This window comes from Paenibacillus sp. J22FR83 (assembly GCF_059691955.1).
The window spans coordinates 120,208-146,516 of the sequence record NZ_JCAUAM010000012.1 but is presented as its reverse complement, the minus strand read 5'-3'; the positions used below and the strand labels follow the sequence as shown (position 1 = coordinate 146,516).

Sequence of the window (26,309 nt, the reverse complement as noted above, 5' to 3'; positions counted from 1 at the left end):
TGAGTGTTTTGACAAGAAAGCTGTTTCTTTGCTGGGGATTAATCATTGCGTTGTTGTTTTCTTCGTTGCCCCAGGCTTTGGCTGCCAATGGCCCTGAGACGGGTCCTAAGCTCGTATTGGTCGAGAACGGAGAATCCCGGTCCACGATCATCTTGCCGCAAAGAGCAACCGAATATGAAAAGAAGGCGATGCAGGAACTCAAAGACTATATTCGGCAAATATCCGAAGTGGAATTGCCTGTTGCTGAGGACGCGGCCGAGGTGGAGGGAACAAAGATCTATATCGGAAGCGCCGCTCCAGACCTTGATGCAGCTAAGGCGGCAATCCGTGACAAGGGAAATGAACCCGATGCATTCCGGCTGTATGTTGAGGAGGGAGTCATTCAATTGGCAGGATTGGATGACAACGACAAAGGAAGCCTGTATGCCGCTTACGAGCTCCTCGAGCAAATGGGTGTGCGGTGGTTCATGCCCGGTGAGATCGGAACCGTAGTTCCGTCGATGCGTACAATTGCGGTCGATTATCAGGATACCATCCAGCACCCGGGTTTTGATTTTCGCTTTTTGCAAGCTGTTGCGCCATATGTCGTGGGCGCCGGTTTGCCGGTGGGTGTCAATCTGACAGAAGGTACGCCCTGGGTCGAACATGTGCGTCTGAATCAGAGAACTTTGGGAAATCATGGATTACTCATTACATCTCCTACGAATAAAGAACGCCCTGATTTATTTCTGCCCGATGCCAAAGGAAATCCGACCGGACAATACGATGTGACCAAGCCGGAGGTGCTGAACCTTGTTGTGGCAGAGGCAATCAGAAGATTGAATGCAGACCCCAAGCTTGAATATTTGAGAATGGGACCCAATGACGGACCTGTGTTGGTACTCCAGCCTAACCCGGAGTGGGACGGGAATGTTAAGGGTGCCATACATGGAGGAACATTATCGTTAACGGACCGTTATGTGAAATTTTATAATCTTGTTTTGGAAAAGCTTGATGCTGCCGGATATCATGATGTAAAAATTTCTTTCTTCGCTTATGACGAGTATTATTATCCGCCGGTAAAGCATATGCCGGACCCGAGGATCATCCCGATCATCGCTTCCATCAGAACGGATAGGATGAAAAGCATTGAAAATCCGCTTTCGTGGGAGAGGCAGCACATCAAAGACATAATTGACGGCTGGAAAAGGGTAAGCCCTAACGTCATGATCTATGATTATCTTTATAACCTTGCCGATCCGGGGCTGCCTTTTTCACTGACAGAAAGAATAGGAACAGAATACAAGTATTTCAAAGACCAGGGTATTATCGGCATACGCGGTGAGGCGCTGCCGGCGTGGGCGTATCATGGACCTGCGCTCTACTTGGCAGCCAAGATGATGTGGAACCCCGATCTGGATGTGGACGCTTTGCTGGAGGACTACTTTACAACGTTTTATGGACCTGCCGCAGAGCCGATGAAAAGGCATTTCGACATTTTGGAAAATGCTTTTGCCCAAGCAGATTATTATGCGGGAAGCATCAATGATTTTCAACATATTTTGACGGGCACTGTCATGCAGGCGATGGAGCAGTCGCTAACGGAAGCGGAGGATGCGGCGCAAGGGGCATCGGACTCCGTATATGCCAGCCGGGTCAATATGGTGCGTGTTGCTTTTCGCTTTGGCGACAACTTCCTTCAAATGAAGGAGCTGATTAACAGCTTTAAGTTTGTTGAGGCAAAACAAACATTTGATCAAATTTCTAAAATAAGAGAAGAGGCTGTTACGCACTCTCCTGTCGCGCTCAACACCCTTGCTTCCTATAATTATACAGATTGGTTTTTTGATAAAATCACAAATCAGGGAAGTCAACGGCTCAGCAATGGAAACCGAATGGTTGCCGAGTTGCCGGACGAATGGAATGTTATGCTGTTTCCAAATGGCTCCGGGGATAAATTGGGGTTCTGGAAACCCGGCTTGGGAACGGAATCCTGGATGAAACTGAAAACCTATTCGGAGTCCTGGTCCGATCAGGGGATTGGGTATTACAAAGGACATGCCTGGTACAGAACAACGGTTGATGTTAATCCGGAGTTCAATACAGGAAAACCGATTCGGCTTTGGTTCAGCAGTCTTGATGAGACAGCCCGGGTCTGGATGAATGGGATAGAGCTGAATTTGTCAGCGAACGGCAAGGGCAATGCGATGATGAAACCGTGGGAGTTTGACGCTACGCCGGCCATTAAATTTGGCGAACCGAATTTGATTGTTGTTGATGTGGGGAATGACAGTCTGGATGAGCTTGGTACCGGGGGGATAACGGGGCCTGCCATGCTTTGGCAACTCAATACGGAATTGGATGTTACACCGCCGACAGCTCCAGCGAATTTGAAAGCCGAGCAAATTTCCGGGAGTGAAGTGCGTGTAAGCTGGTCACCGGCCACTGATGACGCAGGTGTTGCCGGATATATTTTGGAAGTGTTGAACCCTGCATCAATAGGAGGAATTAACGGAACGGTCAGAACGAATTCAACAACATATATTCACACCGGACTGGAACCCGGTATGGAACGCAGGTATAGGGTAAAGGCCATCGATGCTGCCGGAAATATATCCGGGATTAAGGATGTAGTGACAATACAAATGGTATCGCAGGATGGATCGGTTGAATCGGTAACCCTTAATAAGGAAAATGCCACACTTAAACAGGGGGAAACTGTAAAGCTGATAGCAACAGTGTTACCGGAAAATGCTTCAAATAAATCTGTCACATGGTCATCAAGCGATGAAAATATTGCAACAGTCAGTACCGAAGGTCTTGTAACCGCAAGCGAAAACACAAAAGGAACGGCTATAATCATCGTTACAACCACGGATGGCGGCAAACAAGCCACCTTTACAGTGGAAGTAGTTGAGGAAGGAACTGAGATACCGGTTGACAAGGCCTACACAGTTACCTTCAACAGTAATGGGGGCAATGGGGTATCAGCGATTACCGACGTCACAAGCGGCAGTGCAATCACAGCACCGACGCTGCCTACCAGAGAAGGATATACTTTTGCCGGATGGTACAAGGATGAAGTGTTAGAAACAGCATGGAATTTTACGACAGATGTAGTGACTAGTGATATAACACTGTATGCAAGGTGGACAGTGAAGGAGACGCCAAATCCGGAACCGACACCGACACCAACACCAATACCAACACCGACACCGACAACGGTGCCTGAAACGAAGGTTGAGGATGGGCAGGTAACAACGACGATATTCGCAAAGCCCGCGACGGATACAACCGGAAAGGCTGTAGCACCAATATCTGAGAAACAGTTGGAGGATGCAATCGCAAAGGCTGCGGCTGAGGCGGCTAAGCAGGGTACAGGGATAGAAACAACGATTAAAATCGAAGTGAATGAGGGCACTGATGCCACGACCGCAGGTGTCAGCCTGACAGTTGCAGCTTTGAAAACATTCGTAGATAGCAATGCGGATTACTTGGTCATTTCTACACCGTTCGGAACCATGACCTTTAATAAAAAGGCTGCGGAGGGCATTTTAAAACAGTCGGCGGGAACCATTACGATGACTGCCACGAAGGTTGAAACATCAGAGTTGACGGCTGAAATCCGGAATAAGGTCGGAGACAGACCGTTTGTGAGCTTTGATGTTACCGGAAGGGAAAAGGAGATCGTACATTTTGGCGGTAAAGCGGAAGTAACCATTCCTTATGTACTTAAGGCAGGCGAAAATCCAAATGCAATTGTCGCCTATACCATTAATGCGGCAGGGAAACTTGAAATAGTGACCAATTGCATATATGACCCGGCAACAGGAACACTGACTTTCAAGGTAAAAGAGGCCTCGAAGTTTGCAGTCGCATATAACAAGGCTGACTTTGCGGATGTGGCAGAGGGTGTATGGTACTATGATGCAGTCACCTTTGCGGCAGCAAGAGGAATGACCACAGGAGTGGGCAATGGAAACTTCGGCTCGACTGACAGTGTAACCAGAGCACAAGCCCTGGTCATGATTATGAGAGCCTTTGGCATCAGTCCGAACGAAAACATCGAAAACAATTTCAGCGACGCAGGGAACACCTACTACAGCGGATACCTTGCGGAGGCAAAGAAAGTGGGAATCACCAGCGGCGTGGGCGGCAACAAATTCGACCCCGACAGACAAGTGACCCGGCAGGAATTGTTCGTATTGGTATACAATACGCTTAAGAACATAAATGAATTGCCGGCAGCAGGCAACGTCAAAAACCTGGAAGAATTCCAGGATGCAGGGAAGGTTGCCGATTATGCAAATCATGCAATTGAACTGTTTGTGAAAGCCGGAATTATCGCCGGGAACGATGGCAACATTCTACCGGAGGATTCGGCAAGCAGAGCGCAATTTGTGCAGATACTCTACAACACCATGACTAAATAATAATAAGCAGGTACAACGGGGCAAGTGTGAGCATGTGACTATTGCCCTGTTGCTTTAATCGATTACGGTTGGCCAAAAATCATGGGAATTTTAGGGAGGCTTCGACATGTCGGATAATCGGATACCAGACAATGCGAACGTGCAAGAACACACTTCTGAAGATGCAACGGAAACGAACGGCAAGATGACGCGCCGGAAGCTGCTCGCCTCCTTAGGCATAGCGGGTGCCGCTATTGCGTTTTCGGGGCCTGCCGCTTTGGGAAAAGCTGCTTCCCACGCATCGGTTACAGGAGCGGTTTATGGGGAGCCGGTATGGGAACCGGCATGCTTGGAAAGCATTGCGGACATGTTATCGATCGTGAATCCGGAGGAATGCGCTTGTGTCTATGTAAAGTCTTATTCCGCTGGAAATCATGTAGGCGGCGGTATGTTTACGTGGAACGCGGCAAGCACTGCGACAGACAATGGCGTTACCGTTTTTTCGCCACCCGGTATCTCTACAGGAAGATGGGTGCGAGCGGAGGATGAAGTCATTACGCCATATCACGCGGGAGCGGTAGATAACACGAATGCAAGCGATGCGCTTGACCGCTTTGCAGATTTTGTGAAGACGGATAATGGCAAGACGCAAATAAGAGTTGTCGGCAATTTTACGATTAGCAGACCGCTGGATTTTGACTGTACCGGACAAGCGTCTATTCATTGGGATCTTAAATTAAAAGCCTTGAATGCTATGCGTTACATGCTCGCTTTGCGAGGTTCAAAGGTTGTCAGTTCGGGAGCGATTGAAGTTGTCGGGACGGGCACGATTGGTACGTTTAGCGCCATGACGGTTGAGTATGGCGTTGTACTGAACGGGGTGCAAAGTTCAAAGCTGCCGAAAATAAAAACAAGTCTAATGAAGTACTTCGGTATTGTCATGGATGAAAACGGCTTAATCGGCATTCCGGTTCAATCGCCCGCCTATCACAACAACACTTGCGCCGAGATTGACAGTATGTTGGCGAGGGATTGCGGTTGCAGTCAAATCGCGCCGTGGTCGAATAACAATACGTCCTATACGTACTTCAATCCTGTTCATACCGGTACGTCCGGAACGGCCAACCAACGAACAACCATTACGGTTTCCGGGCTTCCGTATGACAGTAACCTCATAACAAATCCTGTTTTTGCTGTTATTAATGGGATCACCTACAAGGTAGAAGCAACTGATTTTACAAACAAAACGGTCGCGTTATTCCCGTGGATGGAAACCGCAGAACCGACAAGCGGAGCCATTAAATTTATTTTCGGCGGCGCTTTGTTCAGTGTGGGACCAAATGCCGGACCGACGAAAATCGGTTTGATTGACGCGATTCGATGCGGTATGGGTGTGCTTGATGCCGCTTTATACGGGGTAAATGTGACTTCCATCACGACGCAATTTTGCGGCATCGGTTCTGTTGTCGGGTATTCGGGCTCATCCGTGTCCCCGCAAACGAGTGCCTACATCGGATTTTACACAGAAGCGGTTTATCGAAACATCGTATTTATAGGGTCGGGTTCGTGCCAGATTTTGAACCGGTACGGTTCGTTGAACGGGGAGCCGTTCATCAATTGCGAGCGAATAGCGCCAAACAATCGAACCGGCGATTATGGCGCGTTTGCGGATACGATCGGTTGGAAGCGCTTTTACATGCCAAATTCCCTCGATAATATGCTGGATGGCGCGTACTATAAGGGGAAAAGCAGAAACCAGGATTTGGTAGGTGCCTCTATATCGATTTCGCCAACAGGTGTCGTACCCAGGTTATACAAAAAAAATTCGTGGACGATCAACTTGCTTAATGCAGAAACGGCAAATAAATACAAGGGTGTTGACGATGCCATGATCGGTTTCATTGGAACCGGTACGAATGGCGCGCCGAGCGGGGCGTTTACGTTTAACCCGCCTTCCGGCTGGAAAGTAAATGGGACATCCAGCGCATCATTCAGCGGTTTCGGCGGGCCGGCAGTGTTTTTGTGTTATTGGGAAATCGCGGCGAAAAATATTATGGTTAGTCTGCTGTCGCAAAAAGCCGCCGCACAAAACGACAGTACGGCAGGAGACATTGCAACATTAAAAGATGACTTCAATGCTCTTCTGTTAAAACTAAGAAATGCAGGATTGATGTCATAAATTCAGATTAAACTCTACAAACCCTGTCCAGCTTCGCAGACCCGTCATCCGGCGATGACAAGTCTAGGTATGGCGGAAATAGCGCTCAGGGAGAATCTGCCTTTGGCCAGTGATTAAACCCAAATAGGAAAGCCCATCAAGGTAAATTCATACCATGACGGGCTTTTCGTTTTCTGATGGCCCCTTATCACCATGTACTCCGAGTGGCTAAGAATTCACAAAAGGAAGGAGGATTCGTCCGTCATGAAATCGCGCTGCCGCCGAAATAGCGTTTTCTTCAGGATGGAAGTGGGTTCATATCCAGATGCTGCATGTTTTGTTGAATGATCATAAGCCACAAATCCACAAAGTAATGCTGCTTCAATCGCTGATTTATTCAAATTATAGTGCATCACTTGATCGGCACCCCTTAAATGATGATAGTTTTCGGATAAGCGTTTAGTTTGCTGTACTGTAATTTTGTGCTCGGGCAATAGGTTAGACAGGGACTGATTCTTGTCATTCGTGAATGTAAATCGTTATTGCGTGAAAGCTTATGGGGGACAATGTGTTGCGATAAAATGCTACGTAAGGGGGACATAGGACGATATCCCCGAATACGGCTTCGCCATACTCATTCCCGATCTGATACTCGAATCGAGCGTCCTCAACAGCAAAGAGTACCCATGTCAAATAAGTATCTGTATCATACGAAAACTTGCCCTTCTTTCCCCATAAGTGTGGGTTACCATTTCCGGCATCCATTCTGACACGTTCGAGCCCTCATTACAAAATGTAATTTTGGATATGAAAATGAAATTCTATGAATTCACAGTACAATATGAAAACGTTTAATATGAAATTAAAGATATTATAGATTTTCTTGTCCACGTCGCCCACGAATTGAAGATCAAATGTACGATCGTCAGGGCTTGCACGAAATGCTTGCTCAAAGTGATTATGTAATCAACACGCTGCCTTTGACCAAAGATACGCAACATCTGATGGGAGCCGAACAATTTCAGGCCATGAAAGCATCGGGCTATTATATCAATATCGGAAGAGGCGGCACGACGGATACGAGTGCACTGATAAAAGCGATTAAGAATAAAGGGATTGCCGGTGCAGGACTTGATGTGTTCGAAAAGGGGTAATGTCACCTGCTATCCTTGAACACTTCCTTGCAGGGGTTGAGCAATTGAAGCGTGTGTCAGGACGGAAGCTGCAGATTGACGAGAAACATACCGTGATTAATAGTTATGTCTGCTCTAATATGGTAGAACGTTTGTGACCTTAAAGTCGAAATTTTGTTTGTTTTTGAGCATTGATTGATCGTATGATTTGTATTTGATTGATTGTGTGTGATTTGTAACAACATGAGAAGTGCTTGATTTCAATATTTGCGGCCAAGGGAGATAGAGAGCGATGGGGAAAACGAATGCTGTAGCCAAATTAGGCGTCATCGGATTGGGTGGACGCGGTAGAGGTCTGCTTGAATGTTTGCTTGGGATGGAAGATGTGGAGATTACGGCAATATGCGATCAATACGAGGAAAGGCTTGAGCTCGGACTTGAAATCGTACAGAAATCAGGACGAACTCTAGCAGACGGTTATTCGGACTACAAGAAGCTTCTCGCTCGTGAGGATCTTCAAGGCGTTATTATCGCTACCACATGGGTGACTCATGCAGAGATTGCCATTGCGGCAATGAAGGCAGGCAAGTATGCCGGTATCGAAGTGGGAGGAGCAGCATCCTTGGAAGAGTGCTGGGAGCTGGTCAGAACCTCGGAGCAGACAGGTATGCCTTGCATGCTTCTCGAGAATTGCTGCTATGGCCGTGAAGAGCTTGCCGTGCTGAACATGGTGAAGCAAGGACTACTGGGCGAATTGATTCATTGTCAATGCGGGTATGAGCATGATCTGCGCGATGAAGTAGCGTTGGGTGAGCAGAGAAAACATAACCGCTACCACAATTATTTGAACCGTAACGGTGAGTTGTATCCGATCCATGGACTCGGTCCAATCTCCAAGGTATTAGATATTAACAGAGGCAACCGATTGTTGACCTTAACGTCCATGTCATCCAAAGCTCGCGGAATCCAGCACTTGGCGACTGAGAAGTTCGGAGAGACCGATCCGCTCGCCAAGATCAACTTCGCCCAAGGCGATATCGTGACAACGATGATCAAATGCGCCGGCGGCGAAACTATTCATATTATTCACGATACGACCCTCCCGCGTCCATATTCGAGAGCGGGGAGAGTGCAAGGGACCAAGGGCATATGGATGGAGGATAACAACTCGATCCATATCGAGGGCAGAAGTCCAGAGCATCAGTGGGAGTCATTCGATGAATACCGTGAGCAATATGAGCACCCAATCTGGAAACAGTACCTGGATGAAGGTGTACGCGGCGGACATGGCGGGATGGATTACTTGGTACTCCGCGCATTTGCAGAGAGCGTCATGAACCAGACTCAGACGCCGATTGATGTGTACGATACGGCGGTATGGATGGCGATAACAGTATTGTCGGAGGAATCTGTTGCACTAGGCAGTGCGCCGGTCGCTATCCCCGACTTCACCAAAGGCAAATGGATCAGCCGTGAAGCAGGTCCTGTAAGCTACTATTCATTAGATGCGGTTCATGAAGAGCGTGAAATTGGATACTTTGCGGAGCCGAATCGTATTCCTTTATCGGGTGATCAACCAAATTGAATAAAGCTAGGGGATGACGGAGATGAGATTATTTACTTTTTGGGATGGGGACAAATATGCATTAGGAGTCAAAACGAAGCAAGGCTCCCTGCACGTCGAGAGTACTGGGGAAATTCATGGACTTGATTCTACGGATATCATGGCGATTATTAAAGAGGGAGAAGAGGCCTTGAGCCGTTTGCGGCAGTGGGTCGAGAGCTTGGACAACGCGAGATGGCTAGACGAGAGTTCGCTCGAATATGGTCCTTGCGTTACCCAACCGGGTAAGATAATAGGTGTAGGTCTGAATTATCGTAAGCACGCCGAGGAAACGAATGCCGCAATTCCGACGAGTCCGATCTTGTTCAGCAAATTCAGCAATACATTGTCGGGGCACGGTGAGCGGATCATAATCCCGTTAGAGACGGAAAAGCTCGATTACGAAGCAGAATTAGCCATAGTTATCGGCAAGCGGGCCAAGGACGTATCCAAGGAAGAGGCGCTTGGATATGTGTTTGGTTATTGTCCCGCCAATGACCTGTCAGCGCGGGATTTGCAGCTTAAAACTTCGCAATGGTTAGTAGGCAAGTCTTGCGATGGATTTTGCCCGCTAGGTCCTTATGTGACTACGGCGGATGAAGTTGGCGATCCGAACCAATTGGCGATCACTTCAATTGTGAATGGCGAGGTGCGTCAGAATTCGCATACGTCCGATATGATTTTTCATTGTAATGAGATTATTAGCTATATTTCTCACCACATGACCTTGGAGCCTGGGGATGTTATTTTGACAGGAACACCTGAGGGTGTTGTACTGGGGTTTCCGCCTGATCGGCAGATCTACCTCAAAGAGGGGGACAGTGTTACGGTGGAGATTGAGAATCTCGGTGCGATAACCAACAGTTTTATTAAGGACAATAGCTTTGTTTCAATGAAAAGTCAGACATAAAGGGACCCCCCTTTTTGAATTGTAGGCAATCGCTTGTCCCAGTTTGGTCTTGGGCATAATCCGGAATATGATCACAAATGACAAAGATGTTCCTACGTAACTTATTTGATGGAGTCTGACGCCCATCAATGATCCTGAGGAACATTTGTCTAACAATCGTTTTAACGATTGAAAATGTGATCCGAAGGGGCGGTTTTTGGGCAGGCGCCAAAGACTGAATGCACGATTCGATGTCGAATAAGTTTCTTTGTATACTTCATGATCAATAGTGGACTTTTTGAACAACCTCTTATAGCCTGTTTCAATAGAATTTCGAAATCAATAAGGAGGTCCAAACCCTGTGTCAGATCAAACAACCGCAGCTGGCGAAGTAAGTCCTGAAAAGCTGGATCCCAATTTGAGGCTAGAGGACAACGTATTGCGTGGATTCGTGTGGCACTCGCCGGATGAAAGTCCCATACGTATTTCTGGGTTTGCATGGTACCAGCAGGACCATATGTATCGGAGAATGCCTATAGATCCCAGTGTAAATATGCCTGATGCGGTGCATCAGCTTGCCAATTGTACGGCAGGCGGCCAAATTAGCTTTCGAACGGATTCGGCTCGCCTTGCGATATCTGTTGAATTGACTGCGCCTGCGAATATGTATCATATGCCAGCTACTGGGCAATGCGGATTTGATGTGTATGTTGGAGAGCCTGGACATCAACAATTTCTTTCGACAGCGCGATTCGATCATCATCATCAGGGCTATGAAGTCATTCTCTTTCAATTGCCGAAAGGCGAAACTCGTCATGTGACATTAAACTTTCCGTTATACCAAGGGGTGGGGAAAGTCTCCGTTGGTATAGATGAGGGTGCTTCTCTATTAGCTCCAATCCCTTATGCAAGCGGCGAGAAGATTCTTTTCTATGGAACCTCAATTACTCAGGGCGGCTGCGCAAGTCGGCCGGGGATGGCTTATACCAACATTCTGAGCAGGCGGATACCGCTTGAATGTATCAATTTGGGATTCTCAGGAAATGGCAAAGGTGAACCAGAAGTTGCTCGAATCATAAGCGGAATTGCCTCTCCTGCATTGCTTGTGCTCGATTACGAAGCAAATGTGCAATCCTGCGAGCAGTATTCTGAAACATTGCCGAAGTTTATTCGAATTTTCCGCGAGGCACACCCTATTGTGCCTATCTTAGTTGTATCCAAAATACAGTATGCAGCGGAAATCTGTAATTCCGAGCTGTTGGAACGAAGGCTACGAATGAATCAAATTGCTATTCAAACGGTTCGGGCGTTGACAGAGAATGGTGATTGCAATCTTCATTTCTTGGACGGAGAACATTTGTTAGGAGATGCGGATTATCATGAATGTACCGTAGACGGCGTACACCCGACCGATCTGGGCTTCTTCCGCATGGCCAATGGCTTAACCCCTGTATTGCAATCGATTCTTAAATAGTAGATGACAAGAACAACAGGATATAATCGTTAGTACCAGTGCCGAGAAATTGGCGGGTGAAGGACTATGACGGTCCAATCAGATACACTTGAAATATCAGCGCTTCATTACCGAACAGGGGAGCCGATACGAATTACTGTGGATAATGGCTTGAAGAGAGAAGGGAAGAGAATAGACGCTAAAATTACCACCGAAAACTTGGCTACAACCAAAGCGAATAGTGACGCCAAAAGAGTAATTGCCGGCTGGAATTTGGAATAAGCATGGTATTAGCCCTAAGTAGACAATAAGTAATAGTGAGAATCCCTACGCAAGCGGTGGGGATTCTTTTTTTGATTTAGTTCAATATTATACACATCTTGGATCAATATTCGAGGCGATTCAAAATCGACAGTTTGACTACAATTGGTTATTAACTGATTTAGAACTTAACTGGATGCCAGATGATTTTCTAAACTACTTTGAAGAATATGAAATAAAGAAAGGTCCTTGGGATAGAGACAACAAATACTGGAGTTCAGGTAAACAACTGACAAGCTTAATAAGCATTAATACCAATCTTTAGTTAAAAGCTTTATGGATTTTTTCAAAGACGCAAGAGACTTAGATGAGTACAATTCGAAAGACTGATATCCAATGTATCGTTACGCTACCTGGGAACGTTAGTTCAAAAATACCTGGCGAGCTGCTATTTCAATTCGGCAGCCCTGTTACTACATAATATGAAGTAAAACCATAGAGTGAATTTAACGAACTTTATTTTCCTGGATCAGATGATGATGAGGATAAGCAAAGAGCAGCTCACCACTTGGCAGCATTTAGGAATAAAATTAGCCTAATATAAAAATTCCTTGCACTTAATATATGTATGCGATATATTGCATATAATATAATTTATAATAAGGATGATAATAATGCCAGTTCCCAAAAACTTTGTATTGCCTGTACGGATGTCCGCAAAAGAAAGAGCCTTCTCTCAAATTCAAAGATGGATTATCGATGGTACCCTACAGCCAGGGGAGAAACTTATCGATGCGGAATTAGCGGAGTCACTTGGCGTAAGCCGCACACCTATCAGGGAAGCATTTCAGCTGCTTGAAGTACAAGGGCTAGTTTCCACGCATCCTGGAAAAGAAACAAAAGTAACGGAAATTGAGAAGGACGATATCTTCAAAATGTATTCGACGATGGCCGCTCTTCAAGCTCTAGCAGCTGAAGTTACCGCAAGAATTATTGTTCCAGAGCAAATTGAGCAACTGCGAGCGATTAATCTAGACTTTGCAAGTTCCATTAAAAGTGGTCAAGCTTACCAAGCAATGGAGGCGGATGAACAGTTTCATAACCTTATTGTTGAGCTTTCGAATAATCCTTATATCGCCTCATTTAGCGAATCGCTTCAGATTCATATCCGACGCTTTAAATACGTGTTTTTAAAGCAGCCAATCACTGCTACACAATCGTCAGTCGATGAGCATGCTTCGATTATTGCAGCTTTCGAGAAGAACGATAGTCATCACGCTGAGGTAATGATGAAGCAAAATTTCATCCGTCCAATGAAGGAACTGTATGACCTACTTTAAACAGATAGGAGCGAGGAACAATGGCTAACAAAAAGGATCTTCGTATTCGCAGCAAGGTAATTAGTGAAGGTGTCAATCGGGTACCAAACAGGGCTATGCTACGTGCCGTTGGTTTTACTGATGAGGATTTCAAAAAGCCGATGATAGGCATCGCAAGCACCTGGAGTGAAGTAACCCCGTGCAATATGCATATTAATGAACTGGCTAATCAAGCGAAGCAGGGGACACGTGACTTTGGCGGTGCGCCACTCATTTTTAATACAATTACTGTCTCGGATGGCATCTCGATGGGGCATGAAGGCATGCTCTACTCACTTCCAAGTAGGGAAGCCATTGCGGATTCCATTGAAATTGTAGCCGGTGCTGAGCGCTTCGACGGTATGGTAGCCATAGGTGGATGTGACAAGAACACGCCGGCCTGTCTCATGGCTATCGGAAGGATGAACATTCCTTCCGTCTACGTCTATGGCGGAACGATTCAACCTGGTAAGCTCGACGGAAAAGACGTTGATATTGTTTCGGCGTTCGAAGCAGTGGGGCAATATCATGAGGGGAAAATAACAGATGAACAGCTTCATAAGGTGGAGTGCAGTGTATGTCCGGGGCCAGGCGCCTGTGGAGGAATGTACACTGCTAATACAATGGCTGCTGCTGCGGAAGCGATGGGCATGAGCCTTCCGGGTTCTTCTTCTACACCAGCTATTTCGCCTGATAAATCAGTTGAATGCGCCGAGGCAGGCAAGCAAGTCATATACCTGCTGGAACAGGAGATTTACCCGAGGGATATTATGACGAAAAAAGCATTCGAGAATGCCATTACAGTCGTTATGGCCTTAGGCGGTTCCACCAATGCGTTTCTACATTTGCTTGCTATTGCGCATTCTGTCAACGTTGATTTAACATTGGACGACTTTGAGCGGATCCGGCTTCGTGTTCCTCATCTGGCAGACTTGAAGCCAAGTGGCTCTCATGTAATGCAGGATTTGAACGATATTGGGGGCGTTTCTAGTGTAATGAAACTATTGCTGGCTGAGGGGCTATTGCATGGAGATTGCCTCACCGTTACTGGAAAAACCTTGGCTGAAAACTTATCCCAAGCAGCTCCTCTTCAACAAGACCAAGAGATCATACGCCCGTTGGATAATCCGTTGAAGTCGAATGGACCCTTGGTTGTGCTCCGAGGTAACCTTGCTCCTGAAGGGGCTGTTGCCAAAATGTCAGGGATGAAGAAAGAGCGGTTTGTCGGACCTGCCAAAGTCTATGACAACGAAAATGATGCAACGGAAGCCATCATGAGAAATGAAATTCACAAAGGGGATGTATTGGTCATTCGCTATTGCGGTCCGAAAGGCGGACCGGGCATGCCGGAGATGCTGTCCGTTACTGCCCTGATTGTTGGTAAGGGGCTTGGCGGTGAGGTTGCCTTGATCACGGATGGCAGATTTTCAGGTGGCTCGCATGGATTTGTAGTCGGCCATGTATCACCTGAAGCACAGGTCGGCGGACCGATCTCTTTGTTGAGGAACGGCGACACCGTCATCATCGACAGCGAAACGCAACAGATTCAATTTGATGTGTCCGACGACGAGATGGCTGCACGGTCTCGTGCATGGGTACAACCTCCACTCAAAGTAAGTTCGGGCGTACTAGCCAAATATGCAAGACTTGTTTCCTCTGCATCTAAAGGTGCAGTAACAGATATTATAGAATAAAATATAAATTGGGCAGCGGAAAGTCTAATAGGGTTACTGGAACAAGCGGAACTCAACCATAAAGTAAATAACCATACTCTGACAAGAGATACGGTTATTTATTTTAAGTTGGTTTTAATTATTTCAGAAAATATCTTAGATTATACTTGATTCAATAAGATGCTCAGCGGCTGGTTTAACAATCATGCTATCTTCGATTAATGGTAATTGCTGACTATCTTCGTTATCTTTTTCAATAGCTTGTTTCAGATTACTCACTACATTATGGGATGAGTTAATCATATTACCTTCTAATTGAGCAGCTTTATTTTTTAGTTGCGCGGAGCGTTCGGGGTTGCTTGCCCAATTTAATGACTCGCTTTCAAGTGTTAATTGAGCGATTTTAATGCTTTTGACTTGTTTAATCTCATTATTTATAGAAATAAGTGCCTTCATTATGTTAGAAGTAAGTTGTATAGAAGCAGGTTGGGTGTTTGATGAATCGGTACCCTTAACGGCTTTGTCCCCGGCTCGACTATTTTCTTCGAGGTCCTTTTCACCTAAACCAGTCGCTTTTCGGAAATCCTCTTGCTGTAATTGTTGTATTTGTTTATTAATATCTTGGATTTGGTTATCAATTTGATCAAGCTCTATTTTCATTTCATCGGGACTAGCTCCTTTTTCTAGGCCGTTTGATATGTATTCATTGCGTCGATCCATAATATTCTGTTTATGTTCCATTAAACGTGCAAGTAGGGGTTGCTTCGAACCATTTTTACTGAACAAGTTATGTGCTTGTGGGCTAATCGAGATACTGTCATCATGTTCATTCCGCTTGTGGTTGTTGATTGTTTTATGATGATCATTCGTTCCGTTGAAGGTTGGAATCTCTGATCTTCCAGGCGTATAATTATTTTTTAGATGTATAGAAATGTTCAAGTGCAGTCTCCTTTATTTGGCGAATTAAAATATACTATTATTAGTATACATATAATTAGCCGAACTTATCTATATAAATTTAGGTATCAACTGACTGATGACTACTGACTTTCGGTTTCTTTGTTTAAAAGGCTTATAGTTCGTACTTTTTACAGATATAGATTCTGTAATGCCCAAAAAGGATCCGCAATTGCGGATCCTTTTTGAATTGTTCTCTTAGGGGTTAGGCATGTGCCGTCTTATGATTTGTTCCCGTTCCCGTTCCTGTTCCTGCTGTGCGGTTAGCGTCGTTTTTTTTATGTGTGAACAGCTTACGCAGGTACGGCAACAGGTAGTAGTCTAAACCGAATCTGCCGGTATTTGCTCCAGCCATGAACAGGATCCCGCCGATAAGAATGAACCAAGGGTTCGTGCTTACGGTACCAGCGAACATGAACATGAAGTTCATGAGAAGTCCGAAGAATGCTGCGGCCGTAGTCAAAGCACCGAGAATCAAACCAAGACCAACTAAGAATTCGCCGAACGGAATTACGATGTTAATTATTTTTACATTCGGCACAGCAAAATGTTGTATGAATGCGGTGAAGGTCGGATACACAAGTTCATTTGTTGTTTTATCGATCACCGGTTTGGCGATTGCGTTATTTAAGAATCCGTCAGCAGCAAATCCGCCGGTTAACTTTTGCCATCCATGAGTGAGCCATTCATAGCCAATATACAAACGGATGAAAAGTAGGATGCCAGCTGCGTATTTGTTTTCTCTAAGCCATTTACCTAACATAATAATCATCTCCTAATTTTTAGTGGTGAATTTTTTCACAAGGTTTACTGAAAAAATCTAGTTCAGCCAAGAACGGGATCGTTTTTGTGTTTTCATGTTACATCTCCCTTTCGATTACAATGTTTACTTCCTTTCTACATCTTTAATATATCATGCACTAAAGATCATGTATGTGATTTAAATCACAAAGTATAAATTATTTTCGATTTGTACGATTTAGGGTCGATACTAGGGCGTTACAATATTCGGAAGCTTGTTTCAAATAAAGGAAAACCATCAGTTTTAAAGAATATGGATAGAATACAATCTAAGAGAGGAGCATGACTATGATTAGTGAAGAAACCCAAGAGGAATACAAGAGTTTAAAGAACTGGCAGAAAAGTCGTCGTCAGACAATTACCAATTATAGTGCTATTGATGAGAGAGTAGAAATACATATCTAACGTGATGAGACATCGCATGATTAAGCTAGCGAGAGTCGATAGCGCAATTTGCAGGGGGATATATAATATGCAGGAGCCCGAGAAAATTTATAACACTGCGGTAGAAGCCACGCTTGAAGTGATCGGAGGCAAGTGGAAGCCGGTTATTTTGTTCCATCTCACGTTTGGTAAAAGGCGTAATGGCGAATTGAAGCGCCTAATGCCTGTTATCACGCAAAAAGTGCTGACTCAACAACTTGGAGAATTAGTAGATGATGGAATTATATTCCGTATTTCTTATAACCAAGTGCCACCCAAGGTCGAGTATGAGTTGACGGACTACGGCTGGAGCCTAAAAGATATTCTTCATCTTATGTGCAGATGGGGAGATACGCATATCGAAAAGGTATACGGCGATAGAGGAAAAGTATTATTTGAACCGCCACAATCAGGAATATAAAATAGAAAATCGGCCCCTAACTATCAGGAACCGATATGGCGAGTGTATCCTCTATTTATGGAATTACCTTGCGTTGGCGGAATTGTTCAAAGATGTTGATAAACATCTTTTCCGTATCGACGAATTCATGAAAGCCGAAGCGGCGAGATTTCGAGCTGTCGGAGAAAAAGTCATAATCCCAAGAGAAAACGAAGTCCCCGAACCGCCAGGAAGAAACATCCTGATAGCTATTCCTCATTAAATCATATTTCTCCACCATGGAGTTCCATAGAGCTTCTTTGTCAGCCATGACTACCTCTAAAGCCATCGGTAACGGAGGAGCGGTTGCGAGTTCGAAAAATTCCGCGATCTTCGGCCAAAGTTCATTCCATCTAAACAAGTCACCGTTCGTAATATTAAATGCCTGATTCGCGCAACGCTCATCGGTTGCTGCCCAGACTGTTGCGCGAGCCAATAAGTTAGCATCCGTCATTTCTAGTAGGCTGTTATAAGCGCCGGGTTTCCCAGGAAAACGAAGCGGCAGGCCGAGTTCCTTTGACATGGAAGCATAAATCGCAATAACCATCGCAAGGTTCATCGGATTTCCCAATGCAAACCCACTAACAACTGACGGGCGAAGGGCCGACCAGGTCCACGTGGATCCCGGTTGACGTTGTTCAAGAAATTGCTGTTGATCGATATTGAATTCGGGAGGCATATGGTTGGCATCCGTCTCCCGCGCTGGTGTTTTAAAGGGACCGAGATGGGCACCGTACACTTTGTAGCCTTGCATTAGACTGATATGTGTAAGGTTTGGGGAAATCGGTTCGATCGCATTCACCACGTTGACAAGCATGGCTAAATTAGGGGGAACAAGTTCGGCCCATGTAGGACGATCTTGATAAGCAGCATAGAAGATATGAGTGACTGTAGTAAGGTTGCCAAGTTTCGCAAATGTATCCTCTTCATTAAGTAGGTCTGCCGCCACATATCGTAACCGGTCGGCGTTCATACCGCCACGTCTTGAAACGCCAATGATATTCCATTCGGGGAGTGTTATCAGATAGTCAATGAGATTCCTTCCGATCACTCCGTTAGCTCCAACGACAAGAGCGGTTTTATTTGCTTTCATTTCATTTGCTTCCATAGGGTACTCCTCCTTCTCTTATAACGTTCATTATGAGAGAGAGGAGCACTGAAGAAAAGTACGCACTTTCAAGTCATATAGTTACTTGAAAGTAACAATTGAGGAAATTCAGGAATTACTGGACTTCCACTAACAATATTTATTCAGAGATAACATATATAATTAGGAGGGATTAGATTCATGCCCAATTCTTCTGTCAAACTTCCTTTAACACTGGAGGAAAAAGCCAAATTTAGAACTTTCAAAATTAAAGTAAACGATATTGCAAATATGAATTTAGTTGAACTTGCGCAATGCTCAGGAATCTCCATGGAGAGGTCCAAGTATTTGCGTGCTTTAGCTATATTTCAATCGGTACCCTCCATTGGCCCTAAAGTTTCCCAAAAGGTAGTAGATTTAGGTTACTATTCGCTTGAGGAGATTAAGAACATGGAGGGTTATGAGCTAATTAATCGTTGGGAAGAGAAGTGTGGATACTGGGAAGATCCCTGTTTGGAGGATGCTTTTCGGTGCATTGTTCATCATGCCAATCATCCTAGGAGTGATAAATCTTGGTTTGATTTCACAGAAGAACGAAAAAAATATCGCAAACAATTCGGATATCCAGATACTAGACCTCATTTTGCCTGGCATGAAGTTAGAAAATAAACGCTAAACATCGACAGCGGAATAGCTTAATTCCTCCTGAATAACGCCAGGTGCTTGACACCAATTTTCTCACATGCTATAAGAGAGTAAATTCTAGAAGTGATGAGGTGTCCCATGCGTAAAGTATCGACGGAGCAACAATTTCAAGAGCAGATTTCGCAGTCTGGCGTGACCGTAGCCATTTTCAAAACGACATGGTGTAAGGATTGCCATTATATTGATCCTTTCATGCCTGCCGTAGAACAAGCTTATGAAGGCCGGCTTACGTTCATCGAACTAGATCGCGATGAGTTTCCGGATTTGTGCGAACAATTGAACATCCTAGGCATTCCGAGTTTCATTGCATTCCGTAACGGCCAAGAGGTCGTTCGTTTCGTCAGCAAGCTGCGTAAGACACGAGAAGAGATTGAGCAATTCCTTGACCGTGCAATTGAAGTTTCGAATGCATTAGCTCCATAAGAAGGCGTTAGGAGTGAAGCACTTTCAGATGGAGTAAGCAGGCAGAAGAAGAATTCTAGATGAAGTAAACATACGCGGACACCGTAGTCGGATCATTTCCGATCGCGGTGTTTTTTATATTGATTACTAAATAGCCTCACGGTCACAGGTTGGAAAGCCATTTTTCGTATCCCGAATAAATGCTCCCATACTACACACACTATACTGTTATTTCCAAGTGTTGGGTGCAACAAGGAGATTAGCCGCTAAACCGACAATCCGATTCCCTGCAGTTTCAGAGCTTTGTAACAATTAAGGTGGTTTCAGAGCTTTGTAACAATTGCGAATGGAAATGCCTACATATTACAGCTATAATTGAAAGCGGAACTACAGTATTCGACATGATCCTCAGTAGATATGACATAAAAGTAGGTGCAATTATGCAAAAATGGATCCCAAGATTAGCTAATTTATCAGCCATTGGCATGTTTCTTATTCTTGCTATGGGGGCGTTAGTCACCAAGGCTGACGCAGGTCGAGGCTGCGGAGATGAGTGGCCGTTGTGTCACGGTAAATTCATTCCCGCACACACCATTTCTTCGTTTATCGAGTATAGTCATCGCTTAGTTGTAGGTATTGTTACTATGATACTTGTTGCAACGTTTTACTTAGTTTTCCGCTACGTGAAGCGTAATGATGCCAAATTCTTCATCACAGCAACAGTAGTCATGACATTAATTCAAGCTGCAATGGGTGCGTTGGCCGTTGTTTGGCCGCAATCCTCGCTAGTTCTGGCACTTCATTTCGGATTATCCTTGCTCGCCTTTGCGTTCTCCCTGCTGCTTGCACTCGTGTTCACCCCGTGGGGACAATTTGTACGCACCACGCAGATTCATACTAGCTTTAAAGTCATCGTCTGGTTTACCGCTATTTATAGCTACATTGTTGTTTATTTAGGAGCGTTCGTTCGTCATACCGTTTCTTCCGGCGGCTGCTCGGGCTGGCCGTTATGCAATGGCGAAGTCATTCCAGAACTGAGCGGAGCAACAGGAATCGTATTTACACATCGGGTTGCCGCTTTGCTGCTCTTTGTTTGTATTTTATTTCTGTACCTGCAGGCACGACGTCACTATCAGAAGACAGATAAGCTGTGGTTCGGAAGCAAATGGGCATTAATTACCGTTTCGCTTCAAGTCATTAGCGGCGCAGTCGTAACTTGGTCAATGGGGAATGAAGTCGCTTATTTATTCACAGGTATGATTCATGCCGTTATTGTGGCGTGTATGTTTGGATTCTTATGTTATTTGTGTGTACTTACGCTATATGATCGCAAAGCCTAGCAGCATCCTGCCGCACGGGCACAACAAGGCCTTCTAACGGAAGGCCATTTCCTTTTTCATCTCGAAAGAATGAGTAACTATACCATAGTTAAAGGAGGAAAGTCCCCTGGTTCCAAACCAGGCTATCCAGATGAGCTCGGGACAGTCTCGTCTTTAACGGACTGCGTTTTGCGAGTATGATTCCGATTCTGTGGGTCTATACTTACTTTTATTATCGTTCTCGGTCACTTCGTTTCCAAATTGTGAGCCGCGATCTCGCAGACGGGTTGGATTAGTTTAATTTATTTTAGGTAAAAAGGGTGGTGAACGTATGCTTCGTGTGTTATTTAATGAGCCGGAACGTATCGACAGCGGACTCTTGCTGGAAGCTTTTGATGCAGTGAGAGGCTATATGAAACAAATCCAAACGGAACAGAGTCAGCTCTCCACGACGCATTCGATCTTTCATCGGCAGGCGATATGGAGCAAAGGTTTTATTGATGCCTTAGATGAGCTGGAACAGAGCAAATATTGTAGTGAGCGATATGGCGAGCGGATTGTCAAAGGATTCTTGGAAGAAATGACCCCGCAAGAAACAGATGATTATCAACGATTCGTCTATTTCTACAAAAATGCGTTCATCCGGCTGTTTTCAGTTTTAGATAAACTAGGAACGTTTATGAATGACCTCTTCGCCTTGAAAACCGAGACCGTGAAATCACGATTTTCGTATTTTACAGTACTCCGTCATATGCATGAGAAGCACCTTCATGGCTCATTAGAATTGCAACTTTATACCCTCAAGATGACCTATAAAGCGCCGTTAGAACGGCTTCGTAATCTGCGTAATATGGAAATGCATTATATTAATGCCGAGATGTTAGACGATCTGATGCAGAAAGAGCCGTTGCTCGGTGAACGTGTTCACATTGAGGATGTGAAGCTGAATTTATCAGATTTGCAGCAGGGATTTGACATGGTATGCCGAACCTTAACAATAGCATTTACTTATATCACGGCATATGTGACAAAGGGGTAGGGGACCATGCCATTAAGAGGTCGAACAGTGCTTGTGACAGGCAGTGCCAAGGGTTTGGGCAAAATGACGGCATTGACTCTAGCCAAGAAAGGCTGTCAGGTGGCTGTTAATTATGTAACAAGCGAGAAGGAAGCGCTAGAACTCGTTCAGCAATTGACCGACATGGGCGTTCGCAGTATCGCTGTGCAAGGGGATGTAGCCAAGCGCGAGGACATCACTCGCATGGTTGAAGAAACGGTCTCGCAGTTGGGGCCGATAGATATACTTGTCAATAATGCAGGACCTTTTGTTCGTGAACGGCGGTTCTTCAAGGATTACAACATCGACGAAATTGATTATTTAATGCGAGGGAACCTGATCGGCGTAATGGAATTGGATCACCTTGTGCTGCCCATGATGAGAGAGCGGAGATGGGGGCGCATCATCCATTTTGGCTTTGGGAAAGCGGCAGAAGCGAGAGGTTGGACGCACAGAGCTGCTTATGCCGCTGCCAAGGTAGGGTTAGTATCCTTCACCAAAACATTAGCCGAAGAAGAAGCCGCACATGGGATTACGGTGAATATGATATGCCCAGGTGACATTCGCGGGAAGAACAAAGAGCGCACCATGGAAGAGGCACGCTTAGAAGTGGATGGGGAGACGCCTGTTGGCAGGCCGGGAACGGGTGAGGATGTCGCCCGTGTCATTGATTTCCTCTGTTCGCCTAACTCGGATTTCATCACAGGCAACATTATGGATATCTCGGGTGCGCTGGATCCTATTCAGCCGATTCCCGTACTTAAACAACGTAAGTCCGAATAGCCGACGCAATATGGCAAAAAGAGCTTACCATAGAGGTAAGCTCTTTCTTTATGATATAGTCGTAATTAGAATACCTGTACGACTTCTGTTATGCCTTCTACTTCTTCAACAAGTGCGCGCTCAATACCCGCTTTCAACGTGATTGTTGAGCTTGGGCAGCTGCCGCAGGCACCCATAAGTTTAAGTTTTACGATTCCGTCTTCCACATCAACTAGATCGACGTCACCGCCATCGCGTTGTAGGAAAGGACGAAGTTTATCTAAAACCTCAAGAACTTCATCATAAATCGCTTCTTTGGTTTTTTCTGTCATTTGATTCATCTCCTTTCTTTATCTATTATAGTACAATACGCTTTAAATGAAAATGGTTTGGGGCTTGAAACTATCAGCACGGGGTGAAATTTTTATATGCGACCAATTATAGAATTTTGTGCCAGCAATATGCACACAGGAACAGATAAAGTGATGAAAGATCTTGAGCTTAATCCGGAGTTTGATGTCATGGAGTACGGCTGTCTAGGCAACTGTGGCCAATGCTACATGGAGCCATATGCGTTAGTCAACGGTGAAATCATTGCCGCCGAAAACGCCGAGAGCCTCTATGTTCTCATTTTAGAAAAAATCAAAGAGATTGAGGCCATGTATGATGTGCTTAGTGAATAAGCCGATCGAACTCTCTTAACCGAAGTGGCGTTTGGATTTCCAAAGCACGCCGCTCTTCAACATACGAGCAATTTTCCCAGTCATTAGCGTACGTTTTCCCATGATGCCGAAGCCGCTCTTCTTGCCGAGTGAACCGAGTGTTCCACGCAGTTTGATTTTGCCGAGCTTAGGTGCTTCGCCTTTCCAAATCGCTTGAATCACTTCAGCAATTTGCTTGCCTTGTGCTTGTGCGGCTTGGGCGCTTGGTGAGAACGGCAGCGATGCACAATCGCCAACGACGAAAACTTCCTCAAAGTTCGGGATTTGATGGAACTCATTTAATATAATACGTCCTTGACGATCTTTGGGTACATCTAAAGCTTCGACAATTGGTGTTGGTTGTATACCTGCTGTCCAAATCGTTGCATCCGTTCGGATAATTTCATCTTGGTTGTACAAATCGCCGCCATCCAATCGAACAAGCGATACTTGCGTACGCAACTCGATATGGTGTTCGATCATCCATTCACGCACATACTGCTGGAGATTCGTTGGGAAAGCAGAGAGCAGACTTGGTCCACGATCGATTAAACGAATATTCAAGTCAGGGCGGCTCTCGCGCAGCTCGGAAGCCATCTCTACACCGCTAAGTCCTCCACCAATAATGGATACTTGCCCGTAGGGATTGATGTTATTTATTTTCTGATACGTTGCACGCGTTTGAGCTAAGGTTTGGATACTGGATGAAAACTCTTGCGCACCCGTAATCCCATGATAACTATCCACACAACCCAATCCAATGACTAGCCAGTCGTAGGAGATGGGTTCTTTGTCGTGGAAGTTGATTTGTTTCGTCTCGATATTCACATCTGACACTTCTCCGTAAACAAGCTGAAGGCGCGAATCATCAGGATACGATACACGTATGTGCGTTTCAGCGATGGTACCGGAAGCTAAAGCGTAATACTCCGTCTTAAGGCCTTGGAATGGACTGCGATCAATCATAATAAGTTCGGTGTTGTCTGGTAAATCCTTTTCGAGCAGGTTTAAAGCTATGGTCAGACCGCCATAGCCTCCTCCGAGAATGACAAACTTTTTCATAGCGAACCAATATCCCTTCTGAACGATGATCTATTCGTATTATTTCTCATATACTTTGATTTCATTATAAAAGGTGTCTCGCTCTACTGCGACGCGTCCTGCACCTTGAATGAGCCATACAATCTCGTCCCTTGTTAAACCTTCTGGTGAAAGAGCACCAGCTGCATGTGAGATTTTCTCTTTCACGATCGTTCCGTGTGCATCTGAAGCACCGAATGTGAAGGAAAGTTGCGTAAGTTTCGTTCCGATATTAATGAAATATGCCTTGATATGCGGGAAATTGTCCAACATTAAGCGGCTAATCGCCATCGTTTTGAGTTCATCCCAAGCGGGAACAAAGCGTTTAAGACTTGCATTTTTGCTTGCTGGTTGGACGGAATTCGGAATGAACACAAGGAAACCGCCTGTTTCATCTTGCAACTCGCGCAACAGCATCATATGGCGAATCCGTTCTTCTTTCGTTTCGATTGATCCGTATAGCATGGTCGCGTGCGTCTTCATCCCTAGAAGATGAGCTTGACGGTGAACATCCAGCCACTCTTCCGTGGAAGCTTTTTCGACCTTCATTTTCGAACGGTAACGTTCTGTAAGAATCTCGGCACCACCACCTGGCAGCGTGGAAAGTCCAGCATCCATTAATGCTTTAAGCACGTCCCGATAGCTAAGTCCGCTAATTCGTGAGAAAAATTCAATTTCTGCCGCGGTATGAGCTTTAATTGTGACATCAGGATAAGCTTGCTTTAATCGACGAATACAATCTACATAATACTCGAAAGGCAGATGGGGGTTATGACCCTGACTAATATGGAATTCTTTAATTTCAGGGTTAAAATTCTCGGCAATATAATCTAACATCTGATCCGGTGTTAATGTGTAAGCACCTTCTTGACCTTCGTCGCGGCGGAAATGACAAAAGGAACAATGTTCCTCACAAACATTCGTGAAATATAAGCTCATATTTTGTACAAAATAAACCTTATTCCCATTCAACCGTGTATTCACTTTATTTGCTAATTGACCAATGGTTAAGAGGTCGTCAGATTCATATAAAAACAGTCCATCTTCCATGCTCAGCCGTTCGCCGTTCTCAACCTTGTCAGCAATCTCAGCCATCCGTTTGATCGGGTCTACTGTCGTAATACTCATGCTCCATGCCTCCTATGAAAATAAAATAAACCGCATAATGAAACGACGCAGCCAGCCGTTAGAACTAGGTGCGTTAGGTTGGTGTGAGTTGCTCGCGTACCTGTCAACCCGTTCGGTGAAGGAATTCACAACCAGATTATATCGATACAAGCTATCTATCCATCTTATTATAAACCTCCTACTTGGGAGGGGCAACATCAGAACGTTGAAGATAAATCGACAATCTTATCCAAGACCTATATTTTTTCGATGAAATTGGCGAAATGTTATTCCCAATATTAACAAATTCCTGTATACTATTGCAATGTGATTACGTAAGGGCTAAAGGTGATAATAATCGTGCTACCATTATTCGTGACCGAACCGCAGGAACGACTTCATATCAAAATTGAACAACTTCGAGGCCAAATGGTTAGTTTAGGCACATCGCATGGTTTCCTTCATCCTGACGTGCAGAAATGCAGTCAAGATCTGGATCAACTGCTATTGCAGTACTATGCCACAAGTCGTAATAAACAGTGAATGCTGC

25 protein-coding genes are annotated in these 26,309 nt (G+C 45.1%); 18 read left to right on the top strand and 7 right to left on the bottom strand.

Annotation, left to right across the window (positions count from 1 at the left end):
* Nucleotides 1–8 precede the first annotated feature (8 nt).
* Nucleotides 9–4,412 (top strand): DUF4838 domain-containing protein, encoded by a 4,404-nt coding sequence (locus AC58PV_RS21990; RefSeq protein ID WP_497434575.1) that lies wholly within the window; start codon nt 9–11, stop codon nt 4,410–4,412.
* Between the two features lie 106 nt (nt 4,413–4,518).
* Entirely contained in the window at nt 4,519–6,570 is a 2,052-nt protein-coding gene (locus tag AC58PV_RS21985) for a putative phage tail protein (protein WP_497434574.1), read from the top strand.
* A gap of 215 nt (nt 6,571–6,785) precedes the next feature.
* On the opposite strand, the gene AC58PV_RS21980 is transcribed toward AC58PV_RS21985, so the two are convergent.
* The gene (locus tag AC58PV_RS21980) at nt 6,786–6,965 is read right to left on the bottom strand and encodes a hypothetical protein (RefSeq protein ID WP_497434573.1); all 180 of its coding nucleotides are present in this window, start codon (nt 6,963–6,965) and stop codon (nt 6,786–6,788) included.
* Between the two features lie 498 nt (nt 6,966–7,463).
* Between AC58PV_RS21980 and AC58PV_RS21975 the strand changes: the two genes are divergently transcribed.
* From AC58PV_RS21975 to ilvD, 8 genes are all read left to right on the top strand, one after another.
* Entirely contained in the window at nt 7,464–7,703 is a 240-nt protein-coding gene (locus AC58PV_RS21975) for an NAD(P)-dependent oxidoreductase (RefSeq protein ID WP_497434571.1), read from the top strand.
* A complete protein-coding gene (locus AC58PV_RS21970; protein WP_497434570.1) occupies nt 7,703–7,840 on the top strand; it encodes a hypothetical protein in 138 nt (45 codons plus the stop codon). The genes AC58PV_RS21975 and AC58PV_RS21970 overlap by 1 nt, the downstream gene beginning before the upstream one ends.
* A 134-nt stretch (nt 7,841–7,974) precedes the next feature.
* Nucleotides 7,975–9,267, top strand: a complete 1,293-nt coding sequence (locus AC58PV_RS21965; protein WP_063795679.1) for a Gfo/Idh/MocA family protein — start codon at nt 7,975–7,977, stop codon at nt 9,265–9,267.
* 22 nt (nt 9,268–9,289) lie between these two features.
* Nucleotides 9,290–10,195, top strand: coding sequence for a fumarylacetoacetate hydrolase family protein (locus tag AC58PV_RS21960; protein ID WP_497434569.1), 906 nt, complete (start codon nt 9,290–9,292; stop codon nt 10,193–10,195).
* A 340-nt stretch (nt 10,196–10,535) separates the two neighbouring features.
* Complete coding sequence (locus AC58PV_RS21955; protein ID WP_497434567.1) at nt 10,536–11,648, top strand: SGNH/GDSL hydrolase family protein; 1,113 nt, start codon at nt 10,536–10,538, stop codon at nt 11,646–11,648.
* 66 nt (nt 11,649–11,714) lie between these two features.
* The gene (locus AC58PV_RS21950; protein WP_497434566.1) at nt 11,715–11,909 is read left to right on the top strand and encodes a hypothetical protein; all 195 of its coding nucleotides are present in this window, start codon (nt 11,715–11,717) and stop codon (nt 11,907–11,909) included.
* A gap of 653 nt (nt 11,910–12,562) precedes the next feature.
* Nucleotides 12,563–13,228: a GntR family transcriptional regulator gene (locus AC58PV_RS21945; protein WP_497434565.1), complete on the top strand. Its 666-nt coding sequence runs from the start codon at nt 12,563–12,565 to the stop codon at nt 13,226–13,228.
* Nucleotides 13,229–13,248: 20 nt separating this feature from the next.
* Nucleotides 13,249–14,940, top strand: a complete 1,692-nt coding sequence (gene ilvD, locus AC58PV_RS21940) for a dihydroxy-acid dehydratase (RefSeq protein ID WP_497434563.1) — start codon at nt 13,249–13,251, stop codon at nt 14,938–14,940.
* A 135-nt stretch (nt 14,941–15,075) separates the two neighbouring features.
* On the opposite strand, the gene AC58PV_RS21935 is transcribed toward ilvD, so the two are convergent.
* On the bottom strand, nt 15,076–15,858 hold the full coding sequence (locus AC58PV_RS21935) for a hypothetical protein (RefSeq protein WP_497434562.1): 783 nt from the start codon (nt 15,856–15,858) through the stop codon (nt 15,076–15,078).
* Between the two features lie 223 nt (nt 15,859–16,081).
* Nucleotides 16,082–16,639 carry a DoxX family protein gene (locus AC58PV_RS21930; protein WP_497434561.1) on the bottom strand — a complete coding sequence of 186 codons (558 nt, stop codon included), beginning with the start codon at nt 16,637–16,639 and terminating at the stop codon, nt 16,082–16,084.
* 510 nt (nt 16,640–17,149) lie between these two features.
* Between AC58PV_RS21930 and AC58PV_RS21925 the strand changes: the two genes are divergently transcribed.
* Complete coding sequence (locus AC58PV_RS21925; RefSeq protein ID WP_497434560.1) at nt 17,150–17,521, top strand: winged helix-turn-helix transcriptional regulator; 372 nt, start codon at nt 17,150–17,152, stop codon at nt 17,519–17,521.
* Between the two features lie 55 nt (nt 17,522–17,576).
* Here AC58PV_RS21925 and AC58PV_RS21920 read toward each other — a convergent pair whose 3' ends face one another.
* Nucleotides 17,577–18,647: an SDR family oxidoreductase gene (locus AC58PV_RS21920; RefSeq protein ID WP_497434558.1), complete on the bottom strand. Its 1,071-nt coding sequence runs from the start codon at nt 18,645–18,647 to the stop codon at nt 17,577–17,579.
* Between the two features lie 180 nt (nt 18,648–18,827).
* Here AC58PV_RS21920 and AC58PV_RS21915 point away from each other — a divergent pair, with 180 nt between their 5' ends.
* From AC58PV_RS21915 to AC58PV_RS21895, 5 genes are all read left to right on the top strand, one after another.
* Nucleotides 18,828–19,295, top strand: a complete 468-nt coding sequence (locus AC58PV_RS21915; RefSeq protein WP_497434557.1) for a helix-hairpin-helix domain-containing protein — start codon at nt 18,828–18,830, stop codon at nt 19,293–19,295.
* A 114-nt stretch (nt 19,296–19,409) separates the two neighbouring features.
* Nucleotides 19,410–19,754, top strand: coding sequence for a thioredoxin family protein (locus tag AC58PV_RS21910; protein WP_497434556.1), 345 nt, complete (start codon nt 19,410–19,412; stop codon nt 19,752–19,754).
* A gap of 419 nt (nt 19,755–20,173) precedes the next feature.
* Entirely contained in the window at nt 20,174–21,073 is a 900-nt protein-coding gene (locus AC58PV_RS21905; RefSeq protein WP_497434554.1) for a COX15/CtaA family protein, read from the top strand.
* Between the two features lie 310 nt (nt 21,074–21,383).
* A complete protein-coding gene (locus tag AC58PV_RS21900) occupies nt 21,384–22,091 on the top strand; it encodes a Cthe_2314 family HEPN domain-containing protein (protein WP_497434553.1) in 708 nt (235 codons plus the stop codon).
* Nucleotides 22,092–22,097: 6 nt separating this feature from the next.
* Nucleotides 22,098–22,892: an SDR family oxidoreductase gene (locus AC58PV_RS21895; RefSeq protein ID WP_497434552.1), complete on the top strand. Its 795-nt coding sequence runs from the start codon at nt 22,098–22,100 to the stop codon at nt 22,890–22,892.
* A 65-nt stretch (nt 22,893–22,957) separates the two neighbouring features.
* Here the strand turns inward: AC58PV_RS21895 and AC58PV_RS21890 are convergent, their stop codons facing one another.
* Nucleotides 22,958–23,203, bottom strand: a complete 246-nt coding sequence (locus AC58PV_RS21890; protein ID WP_028558591.1) for a NifU family protein — start codon at nt 23,201–23,203, stop codon at nt 22,958–22,960.
* Nucleotides 23,204–23,299: 96 nt separating this feature from the next.
* Between AC58PV_RS21890 and AC58PV_RS21885 the strand changes: the two genes are divergently transcribed.
* Complete coding sequence (locus AC58PV_RS21885; protein ID WP_497434551.1) at nt 23,300–23,554, top strand: YuzB family protein; 255 nt, start codon at nt 23,300–23,302, stop codon at nt 23,552–23,554.
* A gap of 15 nt (nt 23,555–23,569) precedes the next feature.
* On the opposite strand, the gene AC58PV_RS21880 is transcribed toward AC58PV_RS21885, so the two are convergent.
* Nucleotides 23,570–24,634: an NAD(P)/FAD-dependent oxidoreductase gene (locus tag AC58PV_RS21880; RefSeq protein WP_497434549.1), complete on the bottom strand. Its 1,065-nt coding sequence runs from the start codon at nt 24,632–24,634 to the stop codon at nt 23,570–23,572.
* A 39-nt stretch (nt 24,635–24,673) separates the two neighbouring features.
* Nucleotides 24,674–25,780 carry an aminofutalosine synthase MqnE gene (mqnE, locus tag AC58PV_RS21875; protein WP_497434548.1) on the bottom strand — a complete coding sequence of 369 codons (1,107 nt, stop codon included), beginning with the start codon at nt 25,778–25,780 and terminating at the stop codon, nt 24,674–24,676.
* A gap of 339 nt (nt 25,781–26,119) precedes the next feature.
* Between mqnE and AC58PV_RS21870 the strand changes: the two genes are divergently transcribed.
* Nucleotides 26,120–26,302 carry an aspartyl-phosphate phosphatase Spo0E family protein gene (locus AC58PV_RS21870; protein ID WP_497434547.1) on the top strand — a complete coding sequence of 61 codons (183 nt, stop codon included), beginning with the start codon at nt 26,120–26,122 and terminating at the stop codon, nt 26,300–26,302.
* Nucleotides 26,303–26,309 lie beyond the last annotated feature (7 nt).

Coding starts and splice junctions, on each gene's coding strand:
- AC58PV_RS21985 (WP_497434574.1), top strand. CDS start 4,519: ATGTCGGATAATCGGATACCAGACAATGCGAACGTGCAAGAACACACT.
- AC58PV_RS21975 (WP_497434571.1), top strand. CDS start 7,464: ATGTACGATCGTCAGGGCTTGCACGAAATGCTTGCTCAAAGTGATTAT.
- AC58PV_RS21970 (WP_497434570.1), top strand. CDS start 7,703: ATGTCACCTGCTATCCTTGAACACTTCCTTGCAGGGGTTGAGCAATTG.
- AC58PV_RS21965 (WP_063795679.1), top strand. CDS start 7,975: ATGGGGAAAACGAATGCTGTAGCCAAATTAGGCGTCATCGGATTGGGT.
- AC58PV_RS21960 (WP_497434569.1), top strand. CDS start 9,290: ATGAGATTATTTACTTTTTGGGATGGGGACAAATATGCATTAGGAGTC.
- AC58PV_RS21950 (WP_497434566.1), top strand. CDS start 11,715: ATGACGGTCCAATCAGATACACTTGAAATATCAGCGCTTCATTACCGA.
- AC58PV_RS21945 (WP_497434565.1), top strand. CDS start 12,563: ATGCCAGTTCCCAAAAACTTTGTATTGCCTGTACGGATGTCCGCAAAA.
- ilvD (WP_497434563.1), top strand. CDS start 13,249: ATGGCTAACAAAAAGGATCTTCGTATTCGCAGCAAGGTAATTAGTGAA.
- AC58PV_RS21930 (WP_497434561.1), bottom strand. CDS start 16,639: ATGTTAGGTAAATGGCTTAGAGAAAACAAATACGCAGCTGGCATCCTA.
- AC58PV_RS21925 (WP_497434560.1), top strand. CDS start 17,150: ATGCAGGAGCCCGAGAAAATTTATAACACTGCGGTAGAAGCCACGCTT.
- AC58PV_RS21920 (WP_497434558.1), bottom strand. CDS start 18,647: ATGGAAGCAAATGAAATGAAAGCAAATAAAACCGCTCTTGTCGTTGGA.
- AC58PV_RS21915 (WP_497434557.1), top strand. CDS start 18,828: ATGCCCAATTCTTCTGTCAAACTTCCTTTAACACTGGAGGAAAAAGCC.
- AC58PV_RS21910 (WP_497434556.1), top strand. CDS start 19,410: ATGCGTAAAGTATCGACGGAGCAACAATTTCAAGAGCAGATTTCGCAG.
- AC58PV_RS21905 (WP_497434554.1), top strand. CDS start 20,174: ATGCAAAAATGGATCCCAAGATTAGCTAATTTATCAGCCATTGGCATG.
- AC58PV_RS21900 (WP_497434553.1), top strand. CDS start 21,384: ATGCTTCGTGTGTTATTTAATGAGCCGGAACGTATCGACAGCGGACTC.
- AC58PV_RS21895 (WP_497434552.1), top strand. CDS start 22,098: ATGCCATTAAGAGGTCGAACAGTGCTTGTGACAGGCAGTGCCAAGGGT.
- AC58PV_RS21890 (WP_028558591.1), bottom strand. CDS start 23,203: ATGACAGAAAAAACCAAAGAAGCGATTTATGATGAAGTTCTTGAGGTT.
- AC58PV_RS21885 (WP_497434551.1), top strand. CDS start 23,300: ATGCGACCAATTATAGAATTTTGTGCCAGCAATATGCACACAGGAACA.
- AC58PV_RS21880 (WP_497434549.1), bottom strand. CDS start 24,634: ATGAAAAAGTTTGTCATTCTCGGAGGAGGCTATGGCGGTCTGACCATA.
- mqnE (WP_497434548.1), bottom strand. CDS start 25,780: ATGAGTATTACGACAGTAGACCCGATCAAACGGATGGCTGAGATTGCT.